This window comes from Mesorhizobium sp. YR577 (genome assembly GCF_900116595.1).
In the GTDB taxonomy this organism is placed as follows: domain Bacteria; phylum Pseudomonadota; class Alphaproteobacteria; order Rhizobiales; family Rhizobiaceae; genus Mesorhizobium_M.
In genome coordinates this window covers 1-24,213 of sequence record NZ_FPBI01000044.1, presented here as the reverse complement: position 1 = coordinate 24,213, position 24,213 = coordinate 1, and the positions used below count along the sequence as shown (strand labels likewise).

Annotated in this window: 19 protein-coding genes and 2 pseudogenes; 9 read left to right on the top strand and 12 right to left on the bottom strand. The window is 57.6% G+C overall.

The features are described from left to right. A pseudogene (locus tag BM413_RS32905) lies at positions 1–78 on the top strand (IS5/IS1182 family transposase); the annotation flags it as partial. Between the two features lie 48 nt (positions 79–126). Here the strand turns inward: BM413_RS32905 and BM413_RS31205 are convergent. After that, positions 127–621, bottom strand: a complete 495-nt coding sequence (locus BM413_RS31205; protein WP_091918738.1) for a hypothetical protein — start codon at positions 619–621, stop codon at positions 127–129. Positions 622–1,498: 877 nt separating this feature from the next. Between BM413_RS31205 and BM413_RS33330 the strand changes: the two genes are divergently transcribed. The 4 genes from BM413_RS33330 (at position 1,499) to BM413_RS31185 (ending at position 9,184) form a co-directional block, all read left to right on the top strand. Then, a complete protein-coding gene (locus BM413_RS33330; protein ID WP_244538128.1) occupies positions 1,499–3,349 on the top strand; it encodes a hypothetical protein in 1,851 nt (616 codons plus the stop codon). Between the two features lie 188 nt (positions 3,350–3,537). Next, entirely contained in the window at positions 3,538–5,466 is a 1,929-nt protein-coding gene (locus BM413_RS31195; protein WP_139238708.1) for a type I secretion protein, read from the top strand. A gap of 21 nt (positions 5,467–5,487) precedes the next feature. Then, on the top strand, positions 5,488–7,833 hold the full coding sequence (locus BM413_RS31190) for a type I secretion system permease/ATPase (protein ID WP_210189017.1): 2,346 nt from the start codon (positions 5,488–5,490) through the stop codon (positions 7,831–7,833). A gap of 13 nt (positions 7,834–7,846) precedes the next feature. Further along, on the top strand, positions 7,847–9,184 hold the full coding sequence (locus tag BM413_RS31185) for an HlyD family type I secretion periplasmic adaptor subunit (protein WP_091918733.1): 1,338 nt from the start codon (positions 7,847–7,849) through the stop codon (positions 9,182–9,184). A 209-nt stretch (positions 9,185–9,393) separates the two neighbouring features. Here the strand turns inward: BM413_RS31185 and BM413_RS31180 are convergent, their stop codons facing one another. The 6 genes from BM413_RS31180 to BM413_RS31155 all read right to left on the bottom strand — a co-directional run bounded on the left by BM413_RS31180 (position 9,394) and on the right by BM413_RS31155 (position 14,804). Then, a complete protein-coding gene (locus tag BM413_RS31180; protein ID WP_091918732.1) occupies positions 9,394–10,500 on the bottom strand; it encodes a Fic family protein in 1,107 nt (368 codons plus the stop codon). 78 nt (positions 10,501–10,578) lie between these two features. Continuing rightward, the gene (locus BM413_RS31175; RefSeq protein ID WP_091918731.1) at positions 10,579–10,845 is read right to left on the bottom strand and encodes a hypothetical protein; all 267 of its coding nucleotides are present in this window, start codon (positions 10,843–10,845) and stop codon (positions 10,579–10,581) included. After that, on the bottom strand, positions 10,842–11,720 hold the full coding sequence (locus tag BM413_RS31170; protein WP_091918730.1) for an ABC transporter ATP-binding protein: 879 nt from the start codon (positions 11,718–11,720) through the stop codon (positions 10,842–10,844). Before BM413_RS31170 ends, BM413_RS31175 begins: the two co-directional genes overlap by 4 nt. Then, positions 11,717–12,751 (bottom strand): FecCD family ABC transporter permease, encoded by a 1,035-nt coding sequence (locus BM413_RS31165; protein WP_091918729.1) that lies wholly within the window; start codon positions 12,749–12,751, stop codon positions 11,717–11,719. The genes BM413_RS31170 and BM413_RS31165 overlap by 4 nt, the downstream gene beginning before the upstream one ends. 2 nt (positions 12,752–12,753) lie before the next feature. Then, on the bottom strand, positions 12,754–13,797 hold the full coding sequence (locus tag BM413_RS31160; RefSeq protein ID WP_091918728.1) for a FecCD family ABC transporter permease: 1,044 nt from the start codon (positions 13,795–13,797) through the stop codon (positions 12,754–12,756). Then, entirely contained in the window at positions 13,794–14,804 is a 1,011-nt protein-coding gene (locus BM413_RS31155) for an iron-siderophore ABC transporter substrate-binding protein (protein WP_091918727.1), read from the bottom strand. The genes BM413_RS31160 and BM413_RS31155 overlap by 4 nt, the downstream gene beginning before the upstream one ends. A gap of 332 nt (positions 14,805–15,136) precedes the next feature. Here BM413_RS31155 and BM413_RS31150 point away from each other — a divergent pair, with 332 nt between their 5' ends. After that, positions 15,137–17,263, top strand: a complete 2,127-nt coding sequence (locus BM413_RS31150) for a TonB-dependent siderophore receptor (protein ID WP_091918726.1) — start codon at positions 15,137–15,139, stop codon at positions 17,261–17,263. Between the two features lie 39 nt (positions 17,264–17,302). Here the strand turns inward: BM413_RS31150 and BM413_RS31145 are convergent, their stop codons facing one another. After that, entirely contained in the window at positions 17,303–18,196 is an 894-nt protein-coding gene (locus BM413_RS31145; RefSeq protein WP_091918736.1) for a helix-turn-helix domain-containing protein, read from the bottom strand. Positions 18,197–18,573: 377 nt separating this feature from the next. Here BM413_RS31145 and BM413_RS31140 point away from each other — a divergent pair. Both BM413_RS31140 and BM413_RS31130 read left to right on the top strand, forming a co-directional pair. After that, positions 18,574–18,780 (top strand): annotated as a pseudogene (locus tag BM413_RS31140) (S26 family signal peptidase); the annotation flags it as partial. A gap of 267 nt (positions 18,781–19,047) precedes the next feature. Continuing rightward, positions 19,048–21,276, top strand: a complete 2,229-nt coding sequence (locus BM413_RS31130) for a tetratricopeptide repeat protein (protein WP_091918723.1) — start codon at positions 19,048–19,050, stop codon at positions 21,274–21,276. Between the two features lie 25 nt (positions 21,277–21,301). Here the strand turns inward: BM413_RS31130 and BM413_RS31125 are convergent, their stop codons facing one another. From BM413_RS31125 to BM413_RS31115, 3 genes are all read right to left on the bottom strand, one after another. Then, on the bottom strand, positions 21,302–21,826 hold the full coding sequence (locus BM413_RS31125; protein WP_091918722.1) for a YHS domain-containing (seleno)protein: 525 nt from the start codon (positions 21,824–21,826) through the stop codon (positions 21,302–21,304). A gap of 43 nt (positions 21,827–21,869) precedes the next feature. After that, positions 21,870–22,427 (bottom strand): ankyrin repeat domain-containing protein, encoded by a 558-nt coding sequence (locus tag BM413_RS31120; protein WP_091918735.1) that lies wholly within the window; start codon positions 22,425–22,427, stop codon positions 21,870–21,872. 395 nt (positions 22,428–22,822) lie between these two features. Then, positions 22,823–23,284: a hypothetical protein gene (locus tag BM413_RS31115; protein WP_091918721.1), complete on the bottom strand. Its 462-nt coding sequence runs from the start codon at positions 23,282–23,284 to the stop codon at positions 22,823–22,825. 323 nt (positions 23,285–23,607) lie between these two features. Here BM413_RS31115 and BM413_RS32895 point away from each other — a divergent pair, with 323 nt between their 5' ends. Then, positions 23,608–23,787, top strand: a complete 180-nt coding sequence (locus BM413_RS32895; RefSeq protein ID WP_139238707.1) for a hypothetical protein — start codon at positions 23,608–23,610, stop codon at positions 23,785–23,787. Positions 23,788–23,998: 211 nt separating this feature from the next. On the opposite strand, the gene BM413_RS33485 is transcribed toward BM413_RS32895, so the two are convergent. Continuing rightward, positions 23,999–24,213 (bottom strand): hypothetical protein (locus BM413_RS33485; RefSeq protein ID WP_210189016.1); only part of this gene is annotated, 215 nt, incomplete at its 5' end.

Here is a 24,213-nt window from a genome sequence, read left to right as displayed (position 1 = left end):
GCAACGCGTTACGACAAGCTTGCCAGAAACTTCTTATCTGCGGTCGCCTTGGCTACCCTCGTCGCGTTCTGGCTATGATTGAGTCTGAACCCTAGGCACACCTGGTCAAGGATGACCCGGCACAAATTAGCATGGATACGAATATTTTTTTATAAGCATCCATATTTGTTTATTGATAGAAATCAGATTTTCGATACAGTTTGTAATATTCTTTATTTCATTACCATTTAATTCCTCGATTTTTCCGTATCGAATTTCGTTTTTCGTATCAAATATCCTCATCAATTGTGTGCGGCCGGACGCGCCATCTCCGTCAAAGGAATATATGCAATGGCTGTATTTATTGCGTAGCTTGGCTTCCTGCGTCATTCTCTCGGTTACCGCGAGTATCTCGCGCCGGTGCTCAGCCGGCGTTTTGCGCAACTTGGTAAGCCGCTCCACGAGATCGATGCGGGCTCGAGTGGTATTCAGCGTCAGGAAGATTACGATTGCGGTCTCTTTGTCGACTTGCGCAAGACCGGCGATGAGATAGATGAGTAGGCTTTCTGTGTTCGTCCAAGTATAGTTTAGCTGTCCAGTGAGGAGCAGTATTTCCTGGAAGTGCGGGACGGGCTTGTTCATCGATGGCGCTGATTGCCTTCGCGGTGGCAAGGTCTCGGGCATTGTTCTTTCTGCTTCGATCTTCATCAATTTCTACATTTGGATAAAAACATATATTTCCACTCACAGCAAAATTCCAACCTCATTGAGGCGAAGCCGCGCAAAACAAGCTCCACCTTTCTTTATTTATTTTATATTGGAGAAATAATATTGAATACCTCTCAGTATGGGAGAGGAAATAGGTCATAAGAGTTAAGCCAAATTGATGCTTACTTCTTTCGCGTCAAAAATCATAAGTTGAAATGCGGTATTTTGCTTTCGGCCGGAATTGTGGATCGTGGCCTTGTTGTCATGTGACATCAAGGTTGCAGGAGGCAGAATGGTGGCGTGGCCGCACATAAGCTTGCAAAGGCAATGTGTTGGGGAAGTTGTGATACAGCGTCGCCTGATACAGCCGGATTCATGAGTTATTCCAAATGACAGTAAGTACAACTCTCAGCTTTATTGGAAATTTTCAATTGAACTTCGCCAAGCTATACCGATATAGGCACAATAAATCGTAAAAGGACTAGCTCGAATTGGCAGCTATTCCTTTTACTGGCCCAGGCACAAGATTTCATTTCTTGGGCGCGGGCGAGAGCTACGCATTTAAGCGGTTCGGTTGAACAAAGTGCGATAGCCCTGGTGGAGACGTGCGGCGCCGTATGTTGTCGCGTTGGGTTGGACCGCACGTCTCTGTCCGTTGTCGAGAACCTGGACCGCCGCTGGCGTTAGCCACCCGGCATCCGGAAAGACGTGCCAGCATTGTAATCAAAACTCAATCGTCCGCGGCAGCCCAAGACCACGTAACAGATGAATGGTGGTCATGCAGCCCGCGGCCTCAACCGAGGACATTGAAATGGCCAACAAGAACAACGGTACTCAGCAGCTAGGCGTTCAGCTGTTTGGCGACGATCAATACAACGTCGCATTCGATGACATCATTTACGATCCAGGCGATCAGAGCCAGAACCAGGATCAGGGCCAAGGCCAAGATCAGGGACAGGGTCAAGGCCAGGATCAAGGGCAAGGCCAGGATCAGGGGCAGGGACAAGGCCAGGATCAGGGCCAAGGCCAAGGCCAGGACCAGTATCAGGAAAGCGTGTCCTATAACGACAATGGCAACCTGAATGGTAATGGAAACGGAAACCTTAATGGCAATGGCAACCTGAACCTCAACGGCAATCTCAACGAAAATTCCAGCACCAACACCAATTCGAATACCAACACGTCCACTACGACGGTGGATGTGGGCGTCAATGTAAACCTTGAAGGTTGGCAGCCTACGGACGACGACTTCGCCGATATCGATATCTATGACGGCTCGTCGGTGGGCAATCTGTTCGTGAATCGAGATGGCGAAATCCATTACAATCCGGGCGATGACATCAGCTTTGACGACATCCTGAACGGTGCTCTGAGCGGCGCCGGCAACGACATGGCCTTCCTCCAGAACCAGGTCGCCGATGTCGAAGACAACGATACGCTCGAGAACGCCTATGTTCAGAATAATGCTCCGTTCAACCAGAATGGCGACGCCAATGGCGGCGAAGCCTATGGCGCCGAAGGCATTGATGCCGGCGGCGGTGGCGGCGGTGGCGGCGGTCATGCCAAAGCCAATGGCGGCGATGGCGCATACGGCGGCTACGCCAATGGCGGTCAGACCAATGCCGGACAGGGCATTGGCGGTGCAGCGTCGAGCGGCGCGACCGGCGGTGCCGGAACCGGCGGCGGCGCGACCGGCGGCATTGCCACCGGCGGCAGCGCAACCGGTGGAACAGGCGCTGCTGGCGCCAGCGGCACCGGTTTTGGCATTGGCCTTGGCGGCCTCGGCGTCGGTGCAGGCACAGGCGGTGACGGCGCAGGCGGCGATGGAGCAGCCGGCGGTAACGGTGGTGACGGAACAGGCGGCGCTGGCGGTGACGGCATTGGCGGCAACGGCGGTACCGGAACGGGTGGTGCAGGCGGCAATGCGGGCTCGGCAGGTAGCGGCGGTAATGGCGCGGCTTCCTCGGCCGCGGATGCTGAAGCTGCTGCCGCAACCCTGGGCGGCGCGGCGGCTGATGCTGCGGCAGCCGCAGCGGCTGCTGCAGGCGGCGCAGGTGGTGCTGCTGGTGACGGCGGCGCAGGCGGCACGGGCACTGGCGGCTCTGGCGCTTCAGGTTCCGGCGGTGCCGGTGGCTGGGGTACCGGTGGTGCCGGTGGTGCTGGCGGAGCCGGTGGCTATGGCGAAGGTGGTGCTGGTACCGGTACTGGAACGGGCGAAGGCACTGGCTATGGTCTTGGCTACGGCCTCGGCGGCAATGGCGGCGCAGGCGGCGCGGCGACAGGCGGTGCGGCCACGGTCGGCGGTGCTACCGGCGGCGCAGGCACGGGCGGCTATGGTCTGAGTTCGGCTCTGGGTGGCGACGGCAATGGCGGTGATGCCACAGGTGGCATGACCTGGGCCGGCGACGGTGGCGCAGGCGGCAGCGGCGGCACTGCGACGACCGGATTTGGTGGTGCAGGCGGCGCAGGCGGACAATGGGGTTCCGGAAATGGCGATGACGGCATCGTCAACGGCATCTCGGAAGCTCACGCCGAAGCATCCATCGATCTGACTGCCTTCAACCAGAGCATCGTGATGGGCGCCAATCTGCAAGGAAACACGATCGATATGACCGTGGTTGGCGGCGATCTCACCAGCACGTTCACGGGCGAAGACGTTTGACGAAAGTGTCGTCCGCTTCTGCGGACAGCAATTGAGGTCTGCGCGGGGAGCTTCCCCGCGCAGACCTCCAACAAGAAAATTGACCGGTCTGGGTGGAATGTTGCCAACAAGGAGGCGAGCGATCCCTCGTGCTTATGGACAAGATTACCGAGACCATCGCGCATTTCATCGGTTTGTTTCAGATCGCGGTGGAAGAGGCGCGCGCGCGCAAGGACTTCGACGAATTTCAGGCACAGAGCGCCCTTGCACATGAGCAAAATCAACTCCTCGACGTAGATGTCGAAGCAAAGGCTCCATACGATTTCGTCGGGATGGACCCAGGCCTGCGCTATCAGCCGCTTGCACCTGACCTTGCCACGGTCGAGCCGTGGCTTAATCCGCAGTATCCGGCGCTGGAAGGTATCGTTCCCGGCGTGGATGCTCTGCCTCGTGACGCTCCCCTGGTGTCGGCCGCGGGCAAGCTTGCGGCGGCGTCGCGGATCGAATTCCAGATTGATCCTCCCGGCTCGCTTGCGGTGCTGATCAATCAGGAAATCCGGCTTTCAGACAATGATTATGTCGGAGCAGGCGGGCATGGGCTGAAATTCAGTCCGGTCTCGGACCACGGTGCCGAATTGGCGGCATTGCTGCACGGAGCCGCACGACTCGCGCCATTGGGAGATTTGGATGCGCCGGGCTCGGAAGAGGCAATTGAAGGCTTCATTCTGGGAACTACGGCTGATCTCAAGACCTTCGCGGAGGAGCATGCAGACGACGGTGACATGTTCGTCCTCAAGCAGCAGGCGATCGAAGGCACCTATGTCAATGGTAAGATCACTGCTGACGCACCCAAGCTGAAGGACCATCTTCCCGATCCTGATGATGACGACGATGAGGCCGAGGACGCCGGTACCGTTCACTCCGATAGCAGTCTGGGTTCGGTCGAGATCGAGGCCTCGGTCACGCTGGAAGCCGGAAGCAACACGCTGGTCAATTCAGCAGCACTCACCAACAATTGGCTGACCGGACCGGTTATGGCGACGGTCGGAGATTATGTGGAGGTGAATGCTATCATCCAGACCAATGTCTGGAGCGACAATGATGCGATCGGTTCGTTCGTCGGCGGCTGGACATTTGATCCCATGGCCGCAACCGAGGCTTTCAACATCGCGGTATTCGCGCGTGTCGATCCCACTGAAGATACGAACACACGGGCAGATGCCGGGGGCTTCCCGCAGCATTGGGCGGTCACCAGCATCGACGGCGATCTGATCTTCATGAACTGGATCGAGCAATTCAGCTTCGTGACGGACGATGATGTGCATGTGCTGTCGTCGTCGGGCGTCAAGACGACGGTGACGACCGGTGACAACACCGCGCTCAACGATGTCTCCCTTACGGAGCTGGGGCTCTACTACGATCTCATCATCGTCGGCGGAAACATCTATGATGCCAATTTCATCCAGCAGATGAATGTCATGCTCGATGACGACCTTGTGGGCGGCGTCAACGGTTTTCACACCACCGGGGATGGCTCGCTTTCTTCCAGCGGCAACCTGCTTTGGAACCAGGCCGGAATCGTCAATGTCGGAGGAGGGGATCGCTTCGCCGCACTGCCTTCGCACTACAAGCAGACGGCGGACTATCTCAAGGACGGCGACAAAAAACTGGACGCAGACGTTCTGAACGATCCTTCGTTCTCGGGCATCGGTACGCTCCGTGTCCTCTACGTGTCGGGTAACATTTTCGACCTGCAATATATAAAGCAAACCAATATCTTGGGCGATTCCGACGAAATCGCCCTGGCCATGAACGGCATTGAAGACAGTTTCCCCGGAGCGCACTGGACTATTTCGACCGGTTCCAACGCCCTGATCAATGTCGCCGAAATTGTGGACCTCGATTCGACGGGCAAGACCTATGTCGGCGGCAACCAGTACTCCGATGAGATCCTGATCCAGGCGGAACTGGTTTCAGCCCATCCCGAACTTGGCGGCAGGGACCCGGACGTACTGGTCAATGAAGCCATCGCCTTCCTTGATGACGATGTCGCGGATCATGGCGACGCTGCATCCTCCACCCTCCAACCCACCCTCGACGCACCGCATGGTGACGTGATGCAGACGATGCTGGCCTGAGCGCGAACTCTGAGGATCGTGATGAAAGATGACAATGATCTCCCATGGCGACCGTTCACCAATGACGAGGGAGAGCCCGGGTTCACAAGACAAAGCGAGGCAGGCGCGCCGGCTGTCCTTTCAGAGCGCCTTCACAAGCAGGAGGAGGTCGTTGAGCGGTCGCTGGCCAGGCTTGATGAAATCATAGCGCAGTTGAATGCGGCCTCCGGCATTAAGCGCTCAGACGTCAAGCCAACTACCGAGGATCCATCGCCGCCTGATGAAGTAACGTCTCCCGGTACCGCCACACTTCCCGATGACGCGCCTCCCTCTGACGATGTTTCGGCGTCGCTTTCGTTATCCGAAGTTACAGCGTCTTTGGCGGCTGCTTCGCCGCCGCTGATTGAGGCCGACGAACCGCAGTCGGAAACCGCTCCAATCGAGCCGATTGCCGTCGTCGAGGTGCTGGACCAGTCTGAAGCAGCGGAGCCGAAGGCGCTGAGTGTAGAGCCCGACAGTGCGGAGATTCTGGAAGCGAAACACATTCCGCCTGCCGCTCTGACCATCGAGGTTGATCGCGGACCGCTCAAGGCGGATGCCAAGCCGTCTGGTCCAGGCACTGCGGACAATGGCGGTCGAGGCGGCGGACATTTCCACAAGCGCCTGGGCCCGATCGATTTCGGGAAGAATCTGAAAGCCGGCTTGCAGGCGGTGCGTGCCAATCTTCTCGTCGTGATGATTTTCACAGTCGCCAGCAACATCCTCGTTCTTGCCATTCCCATCTATCTCTTTCAGATTTCAGACCGCGTGCTGACCAGCCGGTCCCTCAATACGCTGGTCATGCTGACGGCAGTTATCGTAGGCGCTGTTTTGCTGCAGGCGATGCTCGATGCGATCCGGCGCTTCATACTCATGCGAACAGCGGTCGAGGTCGCAGTGCAACTCGGCGCCCCGATCCTGAGTGCTGCGGCGCGTGCAGCACTTCACAGCAACGGCCGCGAATACCAGACGCTTGGTGATCTTCAGCAGCTTCGTTCGTTCCTCGTTTCGGGAACGTTGCTGTCCTTTCTGGATGCGCCGATGGTTCCTTTCTTTATCCTGGCGGTGTTTCTCGTCCATCCGCATCTTGGCTTCATCGTATGTGGATCGGCGATCGTCTTGCTGGGGATCACCATGATCAACCAGCGGGCGACCGCAGGACCTTTTGCCGAAGCCAACGTTCATCAGAGCAAGGCGAATCTGCATCTGGATTCGATGTCGCGCAACTCGCAGATCATCAATGCGCTGGCGATGATACCGGAGGCTGTCCGCATCTGGGGCCGGGATACCGCCGGCTCGCTCAGGGCCCAGGTGATCGCGCAGGACCGCAACATCGTTTCGGCAGCGACCTCCAAGGCCTCACGGCTTCTGACGCAGGTCGCATTGCTTGGCTGGGGTGCGTTTCTGGCCATCGAAGGAGAGATAACCGGCGGCATGGTCATTGCCGCCTCGATCATCGCCGGCAGGGCGCTCGCCCCGATCGAAGGGGCCATCGAAGGCTGGAACCAGTTCATACAGTCACGCTCCGCCTATGGCCGTATCGCAACGCTGCTCCAGTCGTCGCCGCTCAACTTCGAACGTCTCAACCTGCCGCGCCCCGAAGGGCGCCTCGATGTCGAGCGCCTGCTGTTCGTACCGCAGGGAACCAAGCGGGTGGTGCTGAACGGCGTTACATTTTCACTGACGCCAGGAGACTCGCTGGCAATCATCGGCAATTCGGGTGCCGGCAAGACGACGCTGGGCAAGATGCTCGTCGGCTCGATACTCCCGACTTCCGGTAACGTGCGGCTCGACCTGATGGATCTGCGCAACTGGGACCAGCGGCAGTTCGGCGAGAACATCGGCTATCTGCCTCAGGACGTTCAACTGTTCCCGGCAACGATCAAGCAGAATATTGCACGCATGCGCGAAGATGCCACCGACGCCGATATCTATCAGGCAGCCATGCTGGCCGATGTCCACGAAATGATCGCTACTTTTCCGCAAGGCTACGAGACCTTCGTGGCCGGCGACGGCGCGCCGCTTTCTGGCGGTCAAAAACAGCGTATTGCGCTGGCCCGCGCTTTTTTCGGGAATCCTCGGATGGTCATCCTCGATGAGCCGAACTCAAATCTCGACAGTGCAGGGGATGCCGCGCTGGCACGAGCGCTGGCCCATGCCAAGCGGGAAAAGATCACGGTCATAACGATCACCCAGCGGCCGGCCCTTCTCCGAAGCGTCGACAAGATTCTCTTGCTCACCAATGGCACCGTTTCGATGTTCGGCTTGCGTCAAGAGGTTCTGCAGGCCTTGGCTGCGCGCGGCATGGGGCCAGGAGGCGCAGGGCCGCTGGCCAGGCAATTCGAATGAACGGAATTTACCGATGACCGATGTCGCTGCCCATAACAGTCCGGAATGGTATGCAGACGTTCCGCGCTCCATCCGCAAACAAACGCTTGCCGGGCTAGCGCTGCTGGCTCTGTGTTTCGGTGGATTTGGAACATGGGCGACGACTGCACCCCTGGCGGCCGCTGTGATAACGCAGGGAAGCTTCGTTGCAACTGGTCAGAACAAGATCGTCCAGCATCTGGAAGGCGGCATCATCAAGGAGCTACTGGTCAGCGAGGGCGATGTGGTGAAAGTGAACCAGCCACTGCTGACGCTGGATGAGACGGCGGCTCGCGTCAACGAACGTCAGTTTTTTCTCCGCCGGTTGCGGCTTGAGGGGATTGTCGCGCGACTATCGGCCGAGGCCGCCGGCATGACGAAGGTGAGCTTTCCCAAAATCATGCAAGAGAACCGGGCCGAGGAGGACGTTGCCGCGATCGTGGCAAGTCAGGAACTCAATTTTCAGGCTTCGCGCGGCAAGCTCGACAGTGAGATCGGACTTCTCGACCAGAACATAAAGGCGCTCGAATTTCGCGCGACCGGCTATCAGCAGCAATGGGATTCGATGGAGCGCCAGCTCCGCCTGCTCAACGAAGAATACACCGGCAAGAAAATTCTTTCCGATCAAGGGCTTCTGCGCAAAACAGAACTCAAGGCGATTCAGCGTGCGATGGCCGATGCGGAAGGGCAGATGGGCAGGCTTTCGGCGGAAGTCTCGGAGACCAATGCACAGATTACCAAGCATCATCAGCAAGTCGTGCAAACGGTGGCCGCATATAAACAGGCGGCGCTCGACGAGTTGCAAAGCGTCGAGGCAGAGCTCGACAGCGTTCGCCAGCAGTCCCATGAGGCTGAGAACGTTCTTGATCGCGCCACGATCCACGCTCCCGTGGCAGGGACGGTGGTGCGCATGCTCTACCATACGTCGGGCGGTGTCATCGAAAGCGGAAAGAGCATCCTCGAGATATTGCCGGCCGATGTTCCGCTCGTCATTGAAACACAGGTTCCGCGCACCGAGATCGACACTGTCCGGGTCGGACAGAAAGCCACGATCCAACTGATCGCTCTCAATCGCCGCACGACGCCGGTACTGAATGGCGAGGTCTACTACGTCTCGGCGGATTCTTTGCCGGATACCAGCGGCGATCAAAATCGTGAAGTCTATCTGGCTCGCGTCAAACTTGCCGTCAGCGAATTAGCGCGGGTCCCCGGATTTTCTCCTACGCCGGGTATGCCCGTGGAAATAATGATACAGACTGCCGAGCGGACGTTTTTTTCCTACCTCGCCAAGCCAGTTACCGACAGCATGTCACGCGCTTTCATGGAACAGTGAGACACGGATAGTTGGCCGTCTCCTCAGTCCCGCGCGCCATCAATATCCCCAGCTATGATAGGCGCGGCCTTCGTAGCGAATTATCCCTCCGCAGAGCGATGGCTTGCGGTGTTCGCTCGTTTGTCGACCCGATTTAGATAGCCGGCCATAAGGGGCGTTTGTCGCCGTTGTCGCTTGTCCAATTATCGATGAAAGCTTGCAGGATCATCTTATTCTTGCAGACTGTAGCTCGTGCTTCGACCACCGCCAGCATCTTTTTGAAGAATGCCACGATCTACTAGCTCGTTGATGTCGCGGAGTGCGGTGTCTGGCGAACACTTTTCTATTGTAGCATACTTTGAGGATGTGAGCTTGCCTTCGAATCCGTCAAGGAGACGATTGATCATATCCCGCTGACGGTGGTTGAACGGCTCACCCGCATACCTCTTCCAAAACTCGGCTTTGGTAAGCACATCCGATAGTGTTTGCTCCGCGCCCTCTATGGCGTGGTCAAAGCATTGCAGAAACCATTCCAGCCACAGCGTCACATCTAGATCGCGCGATTTCTGCGTCCTCTCCAGGATATCGTAGTAGGCTTTTCGATCGAGCCGAATTTGCGCCGACATGCTGTAGAAGCGCTGCGGGCTATCCTCCGAACGTGCCAGTGCCATGTCGGCAATAGCGCGGGCGATGCGGCCATTGCCATCATCGAAGGGATGTATAGTCACGAACCAGAGATGAGCCAAGCCCGCCTTTAGGACCGGATCAATATCCTCGCCGTTATTGAACCAGTCGAGAAATCCTTTCATCTCGTCATCGAGACGCTCGGCGGCTGGTGCTTCATAGTGGATACGCTCTTTGCCGAACGGACCCGAGACGACCTGCATCGGTCCCGAATTGTCGTTGCGCCAAGCGCCGACGACAATTCGGTTCAAACCGCTGCGACCGGTTGGAAATAGCGCGGCATGCCAGTCGAACAGGCGCTCGTCGGTCAGGCGTTCGCTGAAATTCTGCGTGGCGTTGAGCATCATCTCGACGACGCCTTCGACATGGCGATCAGCGGGAAGCACCGCACCTGCATCTATGCCAAGGCGGCGTGCGATGGATGACCTCACCTGCTTGCGATCTAGGATTTCACCTTCGATCTCGCTGGACTTGAGAACATCCTCAGTCAAGGTTGTGAGAATCGCTTCCTGCCGCAGCGGGAATCCGAGTGCTTGCATCTGGCCGAAGAGGCGGCCCTGCCGGTGCCGGGCGACCCCGAGCTGCCTGGAGAGCTTTTCAGGGCTCCACGCGAACGCCGGCCATTCGGGCAACTGGTGAATATACTCTACCATAATCTCCGTATCTCCTGCGGAGATTATGCGCCTGATTCATCGCATAGGCAAGGATAATTGCCGCAGAGGATGCGGCGATTAGCGGGGATATTCACCGCATCGCCGTTTTTCGGACGCCCGATCTTCCCCGGCAAAGTAGAACAGGTGCTTCCCGATGATGTTTCGACTGAGCTGAAGTGACGCTTGGGTGTCCGTGGTCCCGACATCACTCTTGAGCAGCACGAGATCATCAGTTCGCTGAACCTCGGCATGCTCGATGAAGTGCTCGCAGATTTCGTCGAGCATGCCTCGGGCGTCCTTCGGCAGCGCCGTACCGGAGAGCTTGAATTGCTGAAGAGCGCTCATGGCCGGTTTTCCTTTGGTGTGAGGCAGGGTCGTCTTGCGCGGGCTCGCGCCAGCCATGGCATCGGACAAGATTTCGCGGTCATCATCCGATGCCGGCTTATCGGAAGCATGATCGGCCTGCCCGACGTCGGGTCGGTGATGATGCGGCTTGCAAGGCCGAAGACCTGCCGCACGTTCTCTTCCGTCAGCACGTCATCTGGCTTGCCGGAGACATGCAGACGCCCTTGAGCCATTGCGACGAGGTGGTCCGCATAGCGCGCCGCGAGATTGAGGTCATGAAGCACCATGACGATTGTCGTTGCACGCGTTTGATTGAGATCGGTCAGAAGATCGAGCACTTCGATCTGATGGCTGATGTCAAGAAATGTCGTCGGCTCGTCCAGTAGCAGAATTTCGGTCTGCTGCGCCAACGCCATGGCAATCCAGACGCGCTGGCGTTGCCCGCCGGAAAGCTCGTCCACCGGCCTTTCGGCAAGTTCGACGGTTTTGGTAGCCGTGAGGGCTGCGGCGACGGCTTCGTCGTCCTTACGCGTCCAGCGCGAAAACATACCCTGATGGGGGTGCCGTCCACGACCGACAAGATCGGCAACGGTAATGCCTTCCGGCGCGATCGGCGATTGGGGAAGCAGGCCCAATGTCCGAGCCAGTTCCCTTGGTGGGGTGCGGTGAATCGACTTGCCGTCGAGGAGCACATGCCCGCGGCGCGGAGATATGAGCCTGGACATGGTGCGCAGCAGCGTGGACTTGCCGCAGGCGTTGGCGCCGACGATCACGGTGATCTTGCCGGGTGGTACGGCAAGATCCAACCCGTCCAGAATGACTGTATCGCCGTAACCGGCCGAAAGCTCGTTCACGACAAGGGAATGAACGGTCACAGCGAGTCTCCGCTACGGTTGACGCGCACGATCAGGAAAATCAGAAAGGGGGCGCCGAGTGCGCCGGTAATTACGCCCACCGGATAGCGGGTTGGTAAAAGGAACTGACCGCAATAATCGCCGACCAGCACAAGCATTGCCCCGATCAGCGCCGAAGGTATCAGCAGCGAACCGTTGTTCCCGACGATGCGGGCGGCGATCGGTCCGGACAGGAAGGCAACAAAGGCGATCGGCCCGGTCACTGCTGTGGCAAAGGCGATCATGCCGACCGCCGCCACGATGACGAAGATGCGGGTCTTCGCAACCCCGATACCCAATGCTGCGGCGGTGTCGTCTCCCAGCCTCAGCGTCTCCAGATCGCGCCTGCGGCTTATCAGCAGTCCTCCGAAGACGACCAATGCCATCAGAAGGGGCAGTGCCTGGTTGAGCTGTGCGCCATTGACGCTGCCGGTCAGCCAGCGCATGGCCTCCTGCAGGTTCCAGCTCGACGCGCTGGACAGGATATAGGCGATGAAGCTTTCGAGCATGGCCGAAACACCGATGCCGACCAGGATAAGCCGCGTTCCGGCAACACCATTCCTGAAGGAAAGGGCATAGACCAGCAGCGCCACGCCCAAACCGGCGGTAACGGCAAAGACTGAAACGATCGGCCCTTTCAGCGACAGCACCACGATGGCAAAGACAGCGGCGGCACTAGCACCTGAGCTGATACCGATGATGTCCGGGCTGGCGAGGGGATTGCGCAGCATGATCTGGAAGGCCACGCCGCCCAGCCCGAAGCTTAGCCCCGCGAGAACCGACAGGACTGCGCGTGGCAGCCGCAACTGCCCGACCGTAAAGCTCGCCCCCGGCACGTCGTCCCCCAGCAGGACGCGGATGACGTCCTTGGGCGGCGTGAACGATTGCCCCATTACCAGCGCCAGAGCAAAGGTCGTGGCCAGAAAGGCAACAAGAATGGCGATGACAAGATTGTAGCTATGTGCGCGACGCCGACGGCTATCGGCGATGAAATCGATCGTGGAAGAATGCATCGTCACAACTCACGGACCCGCTGGCGCCTGACAATCCAGATGAAGAACGGTGCTCCGACGAAAGCCGTTACAATGCCGACGTCGAGCTCGCCGGGTCGAGCGATGATACGCCCGACAATATCGGCGGCCAGAAGCAGGCAGGCACCGCTCACGGCAGAAAACGGCAGCAGCCACCGATGATCGATCCCGACAAGCAAACGGCACAGATGCGGCACGATCAGCCCGAGAAAGCCGATCGGTCCGCAAATCGCTGTGATTGCGCCGCACAGCAGTATCGCGCTAAACGCCGCGATTGCACGGGCCACCGCGACGCGCTCGCCAAGCCCCGCGGCTAGATCGTCGCCCAAAGCAAGCGAGTTCAGCTTTCGTGCCGACAGCAGGCTGATGGCAAACCCTACCGCGAGGAATGGCAATATGTGAGAAATGCGGTCGAATGTCGCTCCGCCTACGCCGCCTATCTGCCATGCACGGATGCCGCCCGCGATATCGTTACGTGGCAGCACCACTGCAATGACCAGCGAGGAGAACGCAACGGATGTAGCTGCCCCAGCGAGCGCCAGCTTGAGGGGGGTCGCCCCGCCGCGTCCCAGGGAGCCGACGACATAGACGAAGACCGCCGAGAAACCGGCACCCAGAATGGCGGTGAAAATATAAGCATTCGCTGAGGCGATATTGAACCAAGCCACCCCGATCACAACCGCCAGGGATGCGCCCATGTTGACACCGAGGATACCCGGATCTGCAAGCGGATTACGCGTTACGCCCTGCATGATCGCCCCGGCAAGCCCGAGCGCTGCTCCGGCAAGCAGGGTAAGCAGGGTTCGCGGAATGCGGACCGCAACCGCGGCTTGACCGATATCATCGACATGCCCGCCAAGCGCCGCAACGATGTCACTCCATGCCACTTCACGCGTGCCGATCGCCACGGACAGGGCACAGAGTACGACAAGAAATGCAACCGTCGTGACCAGCCACAAAGTTCGGACCCGGTTGGACCGTCCGGCAAAAGCCATCTCACCACGCGGCATGGCACTCTCAGAAGTCATTGGTGGGTTCCGGTGGACTTTCCAGCTGCCTTGGCAAGCAGATCCACATAATCCTTCAGAACCCAGGAGATCGACAGCGGGGTAGGGTTCGACGCTGTGCCAAGCGGGTTGCGGCCAAGCATGACGATTGCATCATTGGTGACCGCAGGCATCTTCGACAGCAGAGGATCGGCCCGCACGGCGTCGAGCAGGGATTGGCTGCCATAGGTCACGACGATGTCGACATCGTCAAAGGCGTCAACCCGTTCTGCGCTGACCCCGGCGGCAAACTGTCCCGGTGTTGTCGCTTCCGCAACGCTTTTGGGTGATTTCAGCCCGAGATCCGCGAAGAACTTCACCCGCGTATCGTTGGCGGTATAGAAATTGACGATGCTAAGATTGGTTGTGTCGAGATGCGTGACGAACATCGCCGACTTGCCCTCAAGTTCGGGACGCTTGGCTACGGTCTCGGCAATCTCCTTCTCGATCTGCTCTATCAATGCGTCGCCTTCGGCGGCCATGCCGAGACCTGCACTGTTGAGGCGGATCGTCTCGCGCCATTCGGTTGCCCAGGCTGAGTCGGGATAGGCGACGACCGGAGCGATCTGGCTCAGCGTGTCGTAGTCGGATTGGCTCAGCCCTGAATAGGCGGCCAGAATGACATCCGGCCTCGTGGCGGCGACCGCCTCGAAATCGATGCCGTCGCCTTCATCGTAAAGGACGGGTTTGTCGGCGCCCAGCTCCGCCAGTTTTTTGGCCACCCAGGGCAGCAGCCCGTCGCCATCGTCGTCGCCGAAATCGGCTGCTGCGAAACCGACGGGCACGATGCCCAGAGCGAGTGGAACCTCGTGGTTTGCCCAGGCAACCGTCGCAACCCGTTTGGGCTTTTCGGTGATCGTCGTTGTGCCCAGAGCATGCTTGATGACGATCGGATAAGAGGTGCTTTCCGCGGCCCAGGCGCAACCGGATGCAACGATCAAGAGCCAAACAGTGGTCAATGGCACGGGAAAACGAAACAACCGCAGCATTGGCGAAACCCTTCATCATGTTTAAAGTGGAGTTTCAGTTTCAGGTTCATCAGATTGCGTCAATACCGATGCCGCCGCCCATGCAAATGAGTGGCAAAGTTTCCGCAGGTTTTTACAAAAAAGGAGAAATTTACAATACTGGATAAGCATCCTCAAGTTATCAGGCGCGGTGGGGTGACAAGCTGTCTTTGCCATCGATCGGGAACACAAGGAGATATCCTCGTCGTTTCAAGCTGTTAGGCTGATTCTGATGATCGCCGCACGAGTTTTTCAGCGATGCCGGCAATCCTTCGCCGACGGTCGGCGGTAACATGAACTTCTGGAAATTTGACATGGACATCAAAGAAGCGAGCGGTAACCGGAGACTGAACCGGACTCGTTATCGAAAAGCGTTGCTCCTCGGTTGCACGGCGCTTATCGCCCTTGCGCCGACGTATTCGCTGGCACAGCAAGCCGAAAATTCGGACGCCAGCATCGTTCTGGAAACGGTCACCGTCGAGGGCGCCGGAACCGCTGCCAACAACGATACGAAGTCGATCATCGCAACGAAGACCACGGCCGCCGGCAAGATGCCAACGAATATTCTAGAAGCACCCGCCTCGGTGTCCGTGATCACCTCCAAGGAAATTCAGGAACGCGACGCGACCAGCATAGAGCAAGTCGTTCAATATACCGCCGGCGTGGTCACGGATTTTTACGGTTCAGATGATCGCTACGACTTTTTCGACATCCGTGGTTTCACTCCTTATACATATCGCGACGGTTTGGTCATCGGCAGGACTTTTGGCGGAACGCGGGAAGAGCCCTACGCCTTCGAGCGCATTGAGGTGCTGAAGGGCGCCAATTCCTCGGGCTTCGGTGCGTCCGAGCCCGGCGGATTGGTGAACTACGTTACGAAGAAGCCGAAGAGCGAACGCTTCGGCGAAGTTTATGTCACCGGTGGATCCTTCAAACATGCCGAAACGGGCTTCGACTTCGGCGACAACATCACAGTGGACAATACCCTGTCTTATCGCCTGACAGGCAAGCTCCAGGACGCCAATGCCGAATACGATTATTCGCGCGATGACGAGAAGTTCCTCATGGGCGGCCTGACATGGCGCCCCACCGACGCGACCAATCTCACGGTCGTCTTCGACCATCTGCATAGGAACGGCGTTCCCGGAAGCGGTGGCCACCCGAAGGGTACGGATTTCGACAGGGATCGTTTCTTCGGCGAGCCGGATTATTACTTCAATGACACAGACCGAAATACCGTCAGTGTCATATTCGACCACGATTTCGGCAACGGCCTGAGCTTCGGTTCCAACGCCCGCTACAGCAAGTCGGACAACGCGTTCGGCAGCGCCTATATCGGCAATACGCGGGCCGATGGTTCAAACCTGGCAGACCGCTATTTCTTCGGCAATGACAAGTCCAGCAATCAGTTCATCATTGATGCGCATCTGCTTTACGAGACGAATTTCAACGATGTGGAAAGCCGCACGCTGGTCGGTGTGGAATACAACAAGTTCAAGTCGGAGGGCGAAAGCATTTACACCCCTGCGCCTCCCATCAACTGGGAGAACCCCGTATATTCAGGTGGGCCTGGTGTTGTTGCGCCTTATGCGAGCGTGAGAAACGACCAGAAGACCACGGCGATCTATCTCCAGCAGGATCTGACCTTCTTCGACAGGCTGACCGCGACCGTCGGCTTGCGCAATGACTGGCTCGACATTGGTGAAACGGACCTGCTTGCGGATGTCACGAATACAAGCAACATCAGCGAATTCACCAAGCGCTTCGGTCTCAGCTACAAGATCACCGACGAGCTCGCGGTCTTTACCAATTATGCCGAATCCGCTGCGCCGCCTGACGTGGGAACCGAGCCTACGACTGGCAAGCAGTATGAAGCTGGTATCAAATATCAACCGGAGGCCTTTCCTGCCATATTTACCGCTTCTGTTTACGATCTGACGAAGGAAAACATCACTGTCTTCGACGACGTCCTGTATCTGCCGTCGACGGTTGAAAAGGTCCGGCATCGCGGTGTTGAACTTGAAGCCAAAGCTGAGGTGACGGACAACATCAACGTTATCGCAGCATATACCTATATCGATTCCAAAATCGAAGAGCCCGGCGGCGCAAATAACGGCCACCGCCTGATGCGGGTTCCGGAGCATTTTGCTTCAGTGTGGGGCACCTATACCTTGCCGGGCGAAGGTCAGCGCGGAGACATGACTTTTGGGCTGGGTGCTCGCTATATAGGTGCGTATTTCGTCAACATCGAAAACACCAGATCTTCGGAAAGCGCAGTCGTTTTCGACGCGGCCTTCACCTATAAGATCCAGGAGAACACGACGTTCCAGGTGAACGCTACCAATCTGTTTGACGAGAAGCATCTCGCCAGTGAAGACTTCGGCGGAAACTACTACAATCCCGGCCGCGCGATTTTCGCAACGTTGCGCCAAACATGGTGAGAAACTGGCCCACCCGGCAGTTCTTCGGGTGGGACAAGTCTAGCGCAATTGGCGAAGGCGGCGCCACGCAGCCGGCGTCTCTCCAACAACATGCCGAAACGCTTTCGTCAGGTGGGCCTGATCGGAAAATCCAAGCTGCGCCGCTATATCTGCCACGGTCAGGCTGCTTCCCGACAGCAGCGTGCGAGCAAGGTCTATGCGTTTCCTGAGTTGCCATTGCAGGGGCGTTTCCCCAGTAGTCTGCTTGAAGACATTGGCAAACCAGCTTTCGGACAAGCCGACCGTTGCGGCCATCTCGGCAACGGTCATGCGGCAGTCGCCGCGCGCGTTCACGCGCGCAATCAACTTGTTTATCTGTGCCTTGGTGAGCCTGCCGTTGGCTTGCTCGCCATCATGCTCGGGAATATCAAGAAGACCGCTTACAATACTGCCTACAAGGCTTTCCGCATAGACCGCGTGTTTGGATGGACTTGCAACTTCGTGGACCAGCAATCCGGCCAGTGTTTCGACAGCTGTAACGTCCTGAATTTCGACCGCACGGCGCAGCGCCGTCAACGCGGCCGATGTTCCCACCGAGGGCGAGAGGAACCTCAGCAGCCGATCCTTGTGCAGATGCAGATCCAGGTGCGAGAACCGATGCGAGGACGTGAAGTTCGTCCACAAGGGGATACCGGCGGGCACATAGATCGCGCGGGTCATCGGACGCGTATGCAATCCGAAGCTTCCGTCACGATTGGACATCCTGATATGGGCTGATACGTCATTGAAAAAGATCACGATGCGCGGATCAGGGGATAGGTAATAGGCCTTGGCACCGGATTGGCCTTCGGCATCCCAAAATACGCTCATCAGCCCGTCGAGCCCACGCCATTTGACCGGCGCGACAGTCCGAATGCCTTCCGTATAACAGGTCATGGAGTGCTGATAGTTCAATGTCGGAAGCCGTCGGCGCGTGACAGGAGGGGTAGCATGGCTGTCTGACGAGGCATTGCGACGAAGCATCTCATGTAGCCAGTTTCTCCAACGGCGTTCCGGGCAGCGCTCTCCGCTGGTCTCTAGAGATATTAACATGATAATAATTATCATGTTTGTTTTTTATGACAAGGTATTAATGTAGTGACCGCCAGGCGGAGAGCTGCCTCGGTCAAGGCAGATCCGGTCGCAACAAATTGCGAGCCGGTAGCATGGCGGTTGCTGGGGGCATCACTCGCTCGCCAAGCGACAACGTCGGATGGATCGAAGAAATTTTTCCATCCGTCGATGATCTGACGACGTAAGGCGGCAATCGAGGCTCAGACCATCGACATCCGAACGGCAAGCCGCTCATACATTCCAACTTGCAGCCCACGGACGGCCAAGGGCGGCTGCGTACACGCTTTCCCGGTGGGATCGTCCCGCCTGGGCATCTCTTTCTTCACTTCGATTTTGCGGGTTCCTATGACTCACGTTATTTTGGGCCGATTCCTGACACCGGCCTCCTTGGCCGTGCCAAACCGGTCCTCACCATCGATCCCTGAAAATGTCCCGATCGTCGTGATGATCGTGCTTGCCGCGATCGCGGGCTGGATCGCCTGGAGCGGCTATGTCCTCGCCTTACCACTCTTGTCTCGACCGAATGTGCCCCAATTCTGGCGCGCAAGGATTCCACAGCGGGAATCTGCGGCACCAAAGTTCCTCGCTCAGTGCTGGGGCGGATGGAAATTCAGCTTGGCGCTGACGTTTCTAATCGATCGTGTGGATTTTCCACCGCCCCTCGGATAATCTCATTTTAAGGGAGATCAAGCATGGAACGGCGGCTGGCCGCGGTCCTTGCGTTCGACATGGTTGGCTATTCCCGCCTTATGGGCGTGGACGAGCGAGGCACTCTAGCGGCTCATCGGCGGCATCGCAGAAAGCTCTTCAATCCCCGAGCAGATCAATACCACGGGCGCATCTTCAAGTTTACGGGCGATGGCGCGCTCATCGAGTTCGCCAGTGTGGTCGACTCGGTCTGCTTCGCGGTCGAAGTGCAACTGGCTCTCCGCGAAGAGAATGCTGGCGTACCTGAAGATACGCAGTATCGTTACAGGATTGGCATCAATATCGGCGATATCATCCCCGATGACGGAGACGTATTCGGCGATGGTGTAAACGTCGCGGCGCGGCTTCAGGAACTGGCAGATCCCGGAGGGATATGCCTGTCGGGTTCGGCCTTCGATCAAGTCCGGGGCAAACTCGATCTCACCTTCGAACATCTCGGCGAAAAGCAGGTCAAAAACATAGCTGAGCCAGTGACGGCCTATCGGGTTGTGCTTGATGACAAGGCGGCGGCGCTGGCAACTCCTATCGCTCCCGAAACGTCTGCTGTTTTGACGAACCGCAACAAAGCGGCCATTGCGGTTGCCTTCCTGCTGCTCGTCTTTGCAGGCGCTGCGCTCTGGTGGCAACCGTGGACGCTCACACAGCCGTCGACGCAGACCGAGCGGTTCGCTTATCCGCTGCCGGACAAGCCCTCGATCGCCGTGCTGCCCTTTATCAATGTCAGCGGCGACACACAGCATGATCACCTTGCGGAGGGCCTGACAGACGACCTCATAACCGAATTGTCGAAGGTATCCGGCCTGTTTGTGATCGCTCGGCATTCTGTCTTTGCGGTTCAAGCTACGAACGGCAAGATCCAGGATGTAGCCGCGGAACTCGGTGTCCACTACGTTCTGGAAGGCACGCTGCAGCGGGCCACGTCGAGGCTGCGGATCAACGTCAAGCTGATCGACGCGCTCACCGGGCTCTCTCTTTGGGCCGAACGCTATGATCGCCAATACACAGACCTTTTCGCGGTTCAGGACGACGTCATCGGCAAGATCATTTCGGCACTGGCCGTCAAGCTGAGTGAAGGCGAGCGCGACCAACTGGCGCGAATCCCCACCGACAACCTGGAAGCCTACGACTATTTTCTACGGGCTGAGCAGGAGGGCTTCCTTTACAGCGACGTCGAGACCTATCGCCGAACATTGTCCTACTACCAGAAGGCGATCGATCTGGACCCGGGATTTGCCGCCGCACATGCCGGTATCGCCAGGATTGCCGTCGACGTCTGGCGCAACGACTATAATTATCTCTGGTCGGCTGCGGTGGCACGAAAAATAGCCTATGATGCCGCCGGGCAAGCCTTGAAGCTGGATCCCAACAATGCCCGCGCCCATACCGTCCTGGCGCTGCTTCAACTGGTCGATGGCCGGGAGGCGGAGGCGAGAGATTCCGCGAATAGGGCGGTGGCGGCCCAGGCGAGTGATGCGGAGGCATTCGGCAACCTGGCCCTGATTCTGGCCCACACCGGCAGCCGCGAACAGGCTGTGACGGAAATGGACAAGGCATTGCGTCTCGATCCGTCACCGCCCCCGAGCTTCCAGTTGCTGGCGGGGGTTGTCTTCTATACGGCGCACGAAAACGAGCGGGCGATTCCCCTGATCGAAGCGGCACGAGATGCCCTGCCTAATGTGGAGCCAGCGCGGGAATATCTGGCCGCGGCTTATGTCGACCAGGGCGACCAGACGCGCGGAGAGCAGGAAGCGACGGAATTGCTGAAGCTGTTTCCTGACAGTAATTTGGCCTATTATGGCTACCTGTATGATTATTGGCGCCAGGACGACCTTAGCCATCATCTGATCGGCCTCCGCACGGCAGGCGTTCCCGAATGGCCGTTCGGGTTCAAGGGAGCAGAGAGTGACCAGGTCGGCGGTGCGGAGCTCCGCAGCGTTGTCAGCGACAAGACGTGGACCGGGCGGCACAAGAACGGCACCGAATTCATCCAGTACTTCGACAAGGCCGGAAACACCGCCTATCGCAGCGCCAACACGAACATCACCGGTGTCATAGAGCTTCGCGACAACAGGCTTTGCGAGAAGTTCACCGGCTATTTTCTGGATCGCATGGTGTGCGGATACGTCTACCGCAACACAGGCCAAGAGCAGCGCGACGCCGAATACATTCACGTCACGCCGCGGGCTTTGATGTATTTTTCTCTCGCCCGATGAAATGGCGGTAGCGGTATCTCCAGTGTCAATTCGGCGAAGATTGCTGCCAGTTCTTCTCCAGCTTTTCAGAAACCAGCGTGTTCTCGACCTCTGACCAATGCTTTTGTGAATCGACAACTTTAGTTGGGATCTTTTCAAAACCGTCGGCTGCCCCTGGATCGTAGCTTATGTAGAGCTTGCCTTCGATAATCCGCCAGGCTTTCGGGTCGATGTTGGTTGTAACCGTCCCGAACGAGACGCCGTCGGCGCAGTAGCCGCCGTATTGCGGGGCATATTTCGCCGGTTCGCTTGCGAAAAGATCGCGATTTTCTGCACTGGCGAAATGCCAGGTCGCGCCCAGCCAGTGGTAGGAATATTTTGCAGATCCTTCCACGGCCCGGTTCTGGGTGAAGTAGGCAACAGGGTCGTAACCCTTGATTGCAACGTCGCCAAAATAGCCTGTATTGACAAGGTCTTCGGCCACAGCGACCTGAGCGAAGGAGAGCAGGACTGAAGCAGCACTGGCAGCCGCGGCAATCCGGACAGGTCGTTTCCACCTAGGATCAAACATTTTCAATTCCTCCGTTTTCCGGGCAGAGCTCCGCAACCGGACGTCATTTTCGCTTGGTGCATTCCTCATGGAGCCATTTGCCGACAAGATCGGCTTTCTGGCAGGAAGCACCCGCTTTCATCAGCAGGCTTGCGGCATCCCAATGCTCGCGCCATCCAGCCTGGGTCAGGGGCGTATAGCCGTTCCTTTCCTTCGCTTCGATCTCTGCCTTGTTGGCCAACAGGAAAGCGACGACATCCGCATGGCCTTCTTCGGCTGCGGCATGCAGAGCCGACATATGGTAGAAATTCTTTGCGTCGTTAACTGGCGCACCCTTTGCCACCAGCAGCTCGACGACCTTGAGGTTTCCCCCATATGCGGCTGCGTGCAGGGCAGTCAGTCCGCCTTTGTTGCGAACATGAATATCGGAGCCGTGTTCGAGCAGGAGGGCGACAATCTCGGTATGTCCAGCCAGCGACGCGATCAACAGCGCCGGTTCGCCCGCCGTATCGAATTCTGCAACATCGGCGCCCTGATCGAGCAGTTGTTTCGTGCGTTCGACATCGCCCTCTTTGGCTGTATCGTGCAAGGGGCCGGCGGCAGCGACCGAACTCCCTAACATGAGGCCAAGAACGGAAGCGCAAAGATAATTCACGGTAAAAACTCCACTCCCACTGAGCAGCTTGTTCGTCGGCCTTCCAACCGGTTGCTCTCGCAATGTGGTCTTGCAAAATATTGCCAACAAGCTTCTTCAAAAGACGCGTCGGCACTGGGTCCTGAATGAGCCTTCGCTTTGGGAATTCCCGACAGCGCATTGAACAGCCAGAAAAGATATCGCGAATCTGATCTGGCGGCCCTAACCTATGTCATCATATTCCTCGCGAAGAAGCATGAGCGTCATCAGCAATTGGCTCGTCGGCGATCCGACCCGGGTGAAGAATCCGGAGGTTGTCACTGCTCCTGGAACTGGCTAGCAAGCCCTGATCCACGGGCGCGGCGGTTCGCCGCCGCATCACTTCAGTCGGCTATCGCGAGTAGTGCCAGATAAATTGCTAGAATTGCGGCAATGCCCAGATCGGACACCATTGCCGCAATTTCTGCTGACGTTGTCGCCTTGTTTTTGATGTGCTGAAAGCCAGCAAGCCCATAGAAAATCGCGCCTGCCATAGCCATCGCAGGAACCCATGCCGGAAAATAAAGACTGGCAATGGAAGTCGCGCCCAACGCAAAATTGACGAAGGCAATTTCAAGAACCAGTTTCGAGGCTCGGGGATCTTCAATCTCGAAGATGGCCTTGGCCGTGAACAGGGGATTCATCGCCTGGCGTATTGCAGCAGTGGCAAGCCGCCATCCAACGCCCCAGAAAACGAACCATTTTCCCAAGGCTATGATCATCGGGGTGCCGGCGGTGCCTACATCTATTCCGATGGAGACGATGGGCAAAGCCACCATGAATAAGATGATTGCGATCATTTGCATGGCGATCTCCCACAGCGGACACACAATACAGGATGCCGTGATGGCCGGCTACCGAACCGATGAAGGCTGTAACCCTCAGTATGCCGGTAGGTAACATCACAGCGGCGCGGTGAGGGATCGCGATACATTGACGGCATATGGCGATCGATTCACCGATGTGCCTACCGACTTCCTGCAGGATCTGGCGCACGGCAGCGCACCGGAACAACGGCATGCGGTCTTCTCCGACGTTATTCACTTTCCAGGATTTTTCGATCAAGTTATGTCTGCGAGGGGCTGTTGCAGTCATGATGGGGAAGCAATTGCAACAGCGATATATGAGAGTGACTGACGAGAAGAGCTCGTTCTTGCGTGATGTTTGCAAGACGCTGCGTCGCGAATATGGCTATCCGGCGGGTAGCGAGCAAGCGATGGGAATCGCCAACGAGATTCTTGCGTTATTTGAATCCGGCCTAACGGATGAAGAATCTCTGTTGGACGCCTATCGCAGAGGCAAAGTGTAACACCTGCGTCTCATTTGAGGGGAGCCATAGATCAAAACAGCTACTCTGCATAGTTCCAGGCCAATCTCTCAGGCCCATCTCGGAGAGTGGGCGATACGTATCAGTTGTCCGATAAAGAAGGCGTGCCACGACAAACTTAGTGGTATTCTCGGCATGTCGAACAGCTCAGTGGGATCAAGGTCGAAGGGCATAAAGCCTATTGACGCGGTGATCATGGTGGGCAACGCCAAGCGGTTGGAAACGGGAACTGGGCGATGGGCTTGGATTCGATGTTCGGCGGCGGCCATATCCTGATCGTCATGCTCGGATTGCTCGGCGCGATGCTGCTCATGGTTCGGTCTTCATAAACAACCAGGTCGCTCACTACACACAGCGCGATGAGCGTCACAAGGAAAAGCAGCTCGAATATTATCGCAATACACTTTC

Excerpts from the sequence above, each read along its gene's own strand:
- BM413_RS31205 (WP_091918738.1), bottom strand. The coding sequence starts at position 621 with ATGAACAAGCCCGTCCCGCACTTCCAGGAAATACTGCTCCTCACTGGA.
- BM413_RS33330 (WP_244538128.1), top strand. The coding sequence starts at position 1,499 with ATGGCCAACAAGAACAACGGTACTCAGCAGCTAGGCGTTCAGCTGTTT.
- BM413_RS31190 (WP_210189017.1), top strand. The coding sequence starts at position 5,488 with ATGAAAGATGACAATGATCTCCCATGGCGACCGTTCACCAATGACGAG.
- BM413_RS31185 (WP_091918733.1), top strand. The coding sequence starts at position 7,847 with ATGACCGATGTCGCTGCCCATAACAGTCCGGAATGGTATGCAGACGTT.
- BM413_RS31180 (WP_091918732.1), bottom strand. The coding sequence starts at position 10,500 with ATGGTAGAGTATATTCACCAGTTGCCCGAATGGCCGGCGTTCGCGTGG.
- BM413_RS31175 (WP_091918731.1), bottom strand. The coding sequence starts at position 10,845 with ATGAGCGCTCTTCAGCAATTCAAGCTCTCCGGTACGGCGCTGCCGAAG.
- BM413_RS31165 (WP_091918729.1), bottom strand. The coding sequence starts at position 12,751 with ATGCATTCTTCCACGATCGATTTCATCGCCGATAGCCGTCGGCGTCGC.
- BM413_RS31160 (WP_091918728.1), bottom strand. The coding sequence starts at position 13,797 with ATGACTTCTGAGAGTGCCATGCCGCGTGGTGAGATGGCTTTTGCCGGA.
- BM413_RS31155 (WP_091918727.1), bottom strand. The coding sequence starts at position 14,804 with ATGCTGCGGTTGTTTCGTTTTCCCGTGCCATTGACCACTGTTTGGCTC.
- BM413_RS31150 (WP_091918726.1), top strand. The coding sequence starts at position 15,137 with ATGGACATCAAAGAAGCGAGCGGTAACCGGAGACTGAACCGGACTCGT.
- BM413_RS31130 (WP_091918723.1), top strand. The coding sequence starts at position 19,048 with ATGGAACGGCGGCTGGCCGCGGTCCTTGCGTTCGACATGGTTGGCTAT.
- BM413_RS31125 (WP_091918722.1), bottom strand. The coding sequence starts at position 21,826 with ATGTTTGATCCTAGGTGGAAACGACCTGTCCGGATTGCCGCGGCTGCC.
- BM413_RS31120 (WP_091918735.1), bottom strand. The coding sequence starts at position 22,427 with ATGTTAGGGAGTTCGGTCGCTGCCGCCGGCCCCTTGCACGATACAGCC.
- BM413_RS31115 (WP_091918721.1), bottom strand. The coding sequence starts at position 23,284 with ATGCAAATGATCGCAATCATCTTATTCATGGTGGCTTTGCCCATCGTC.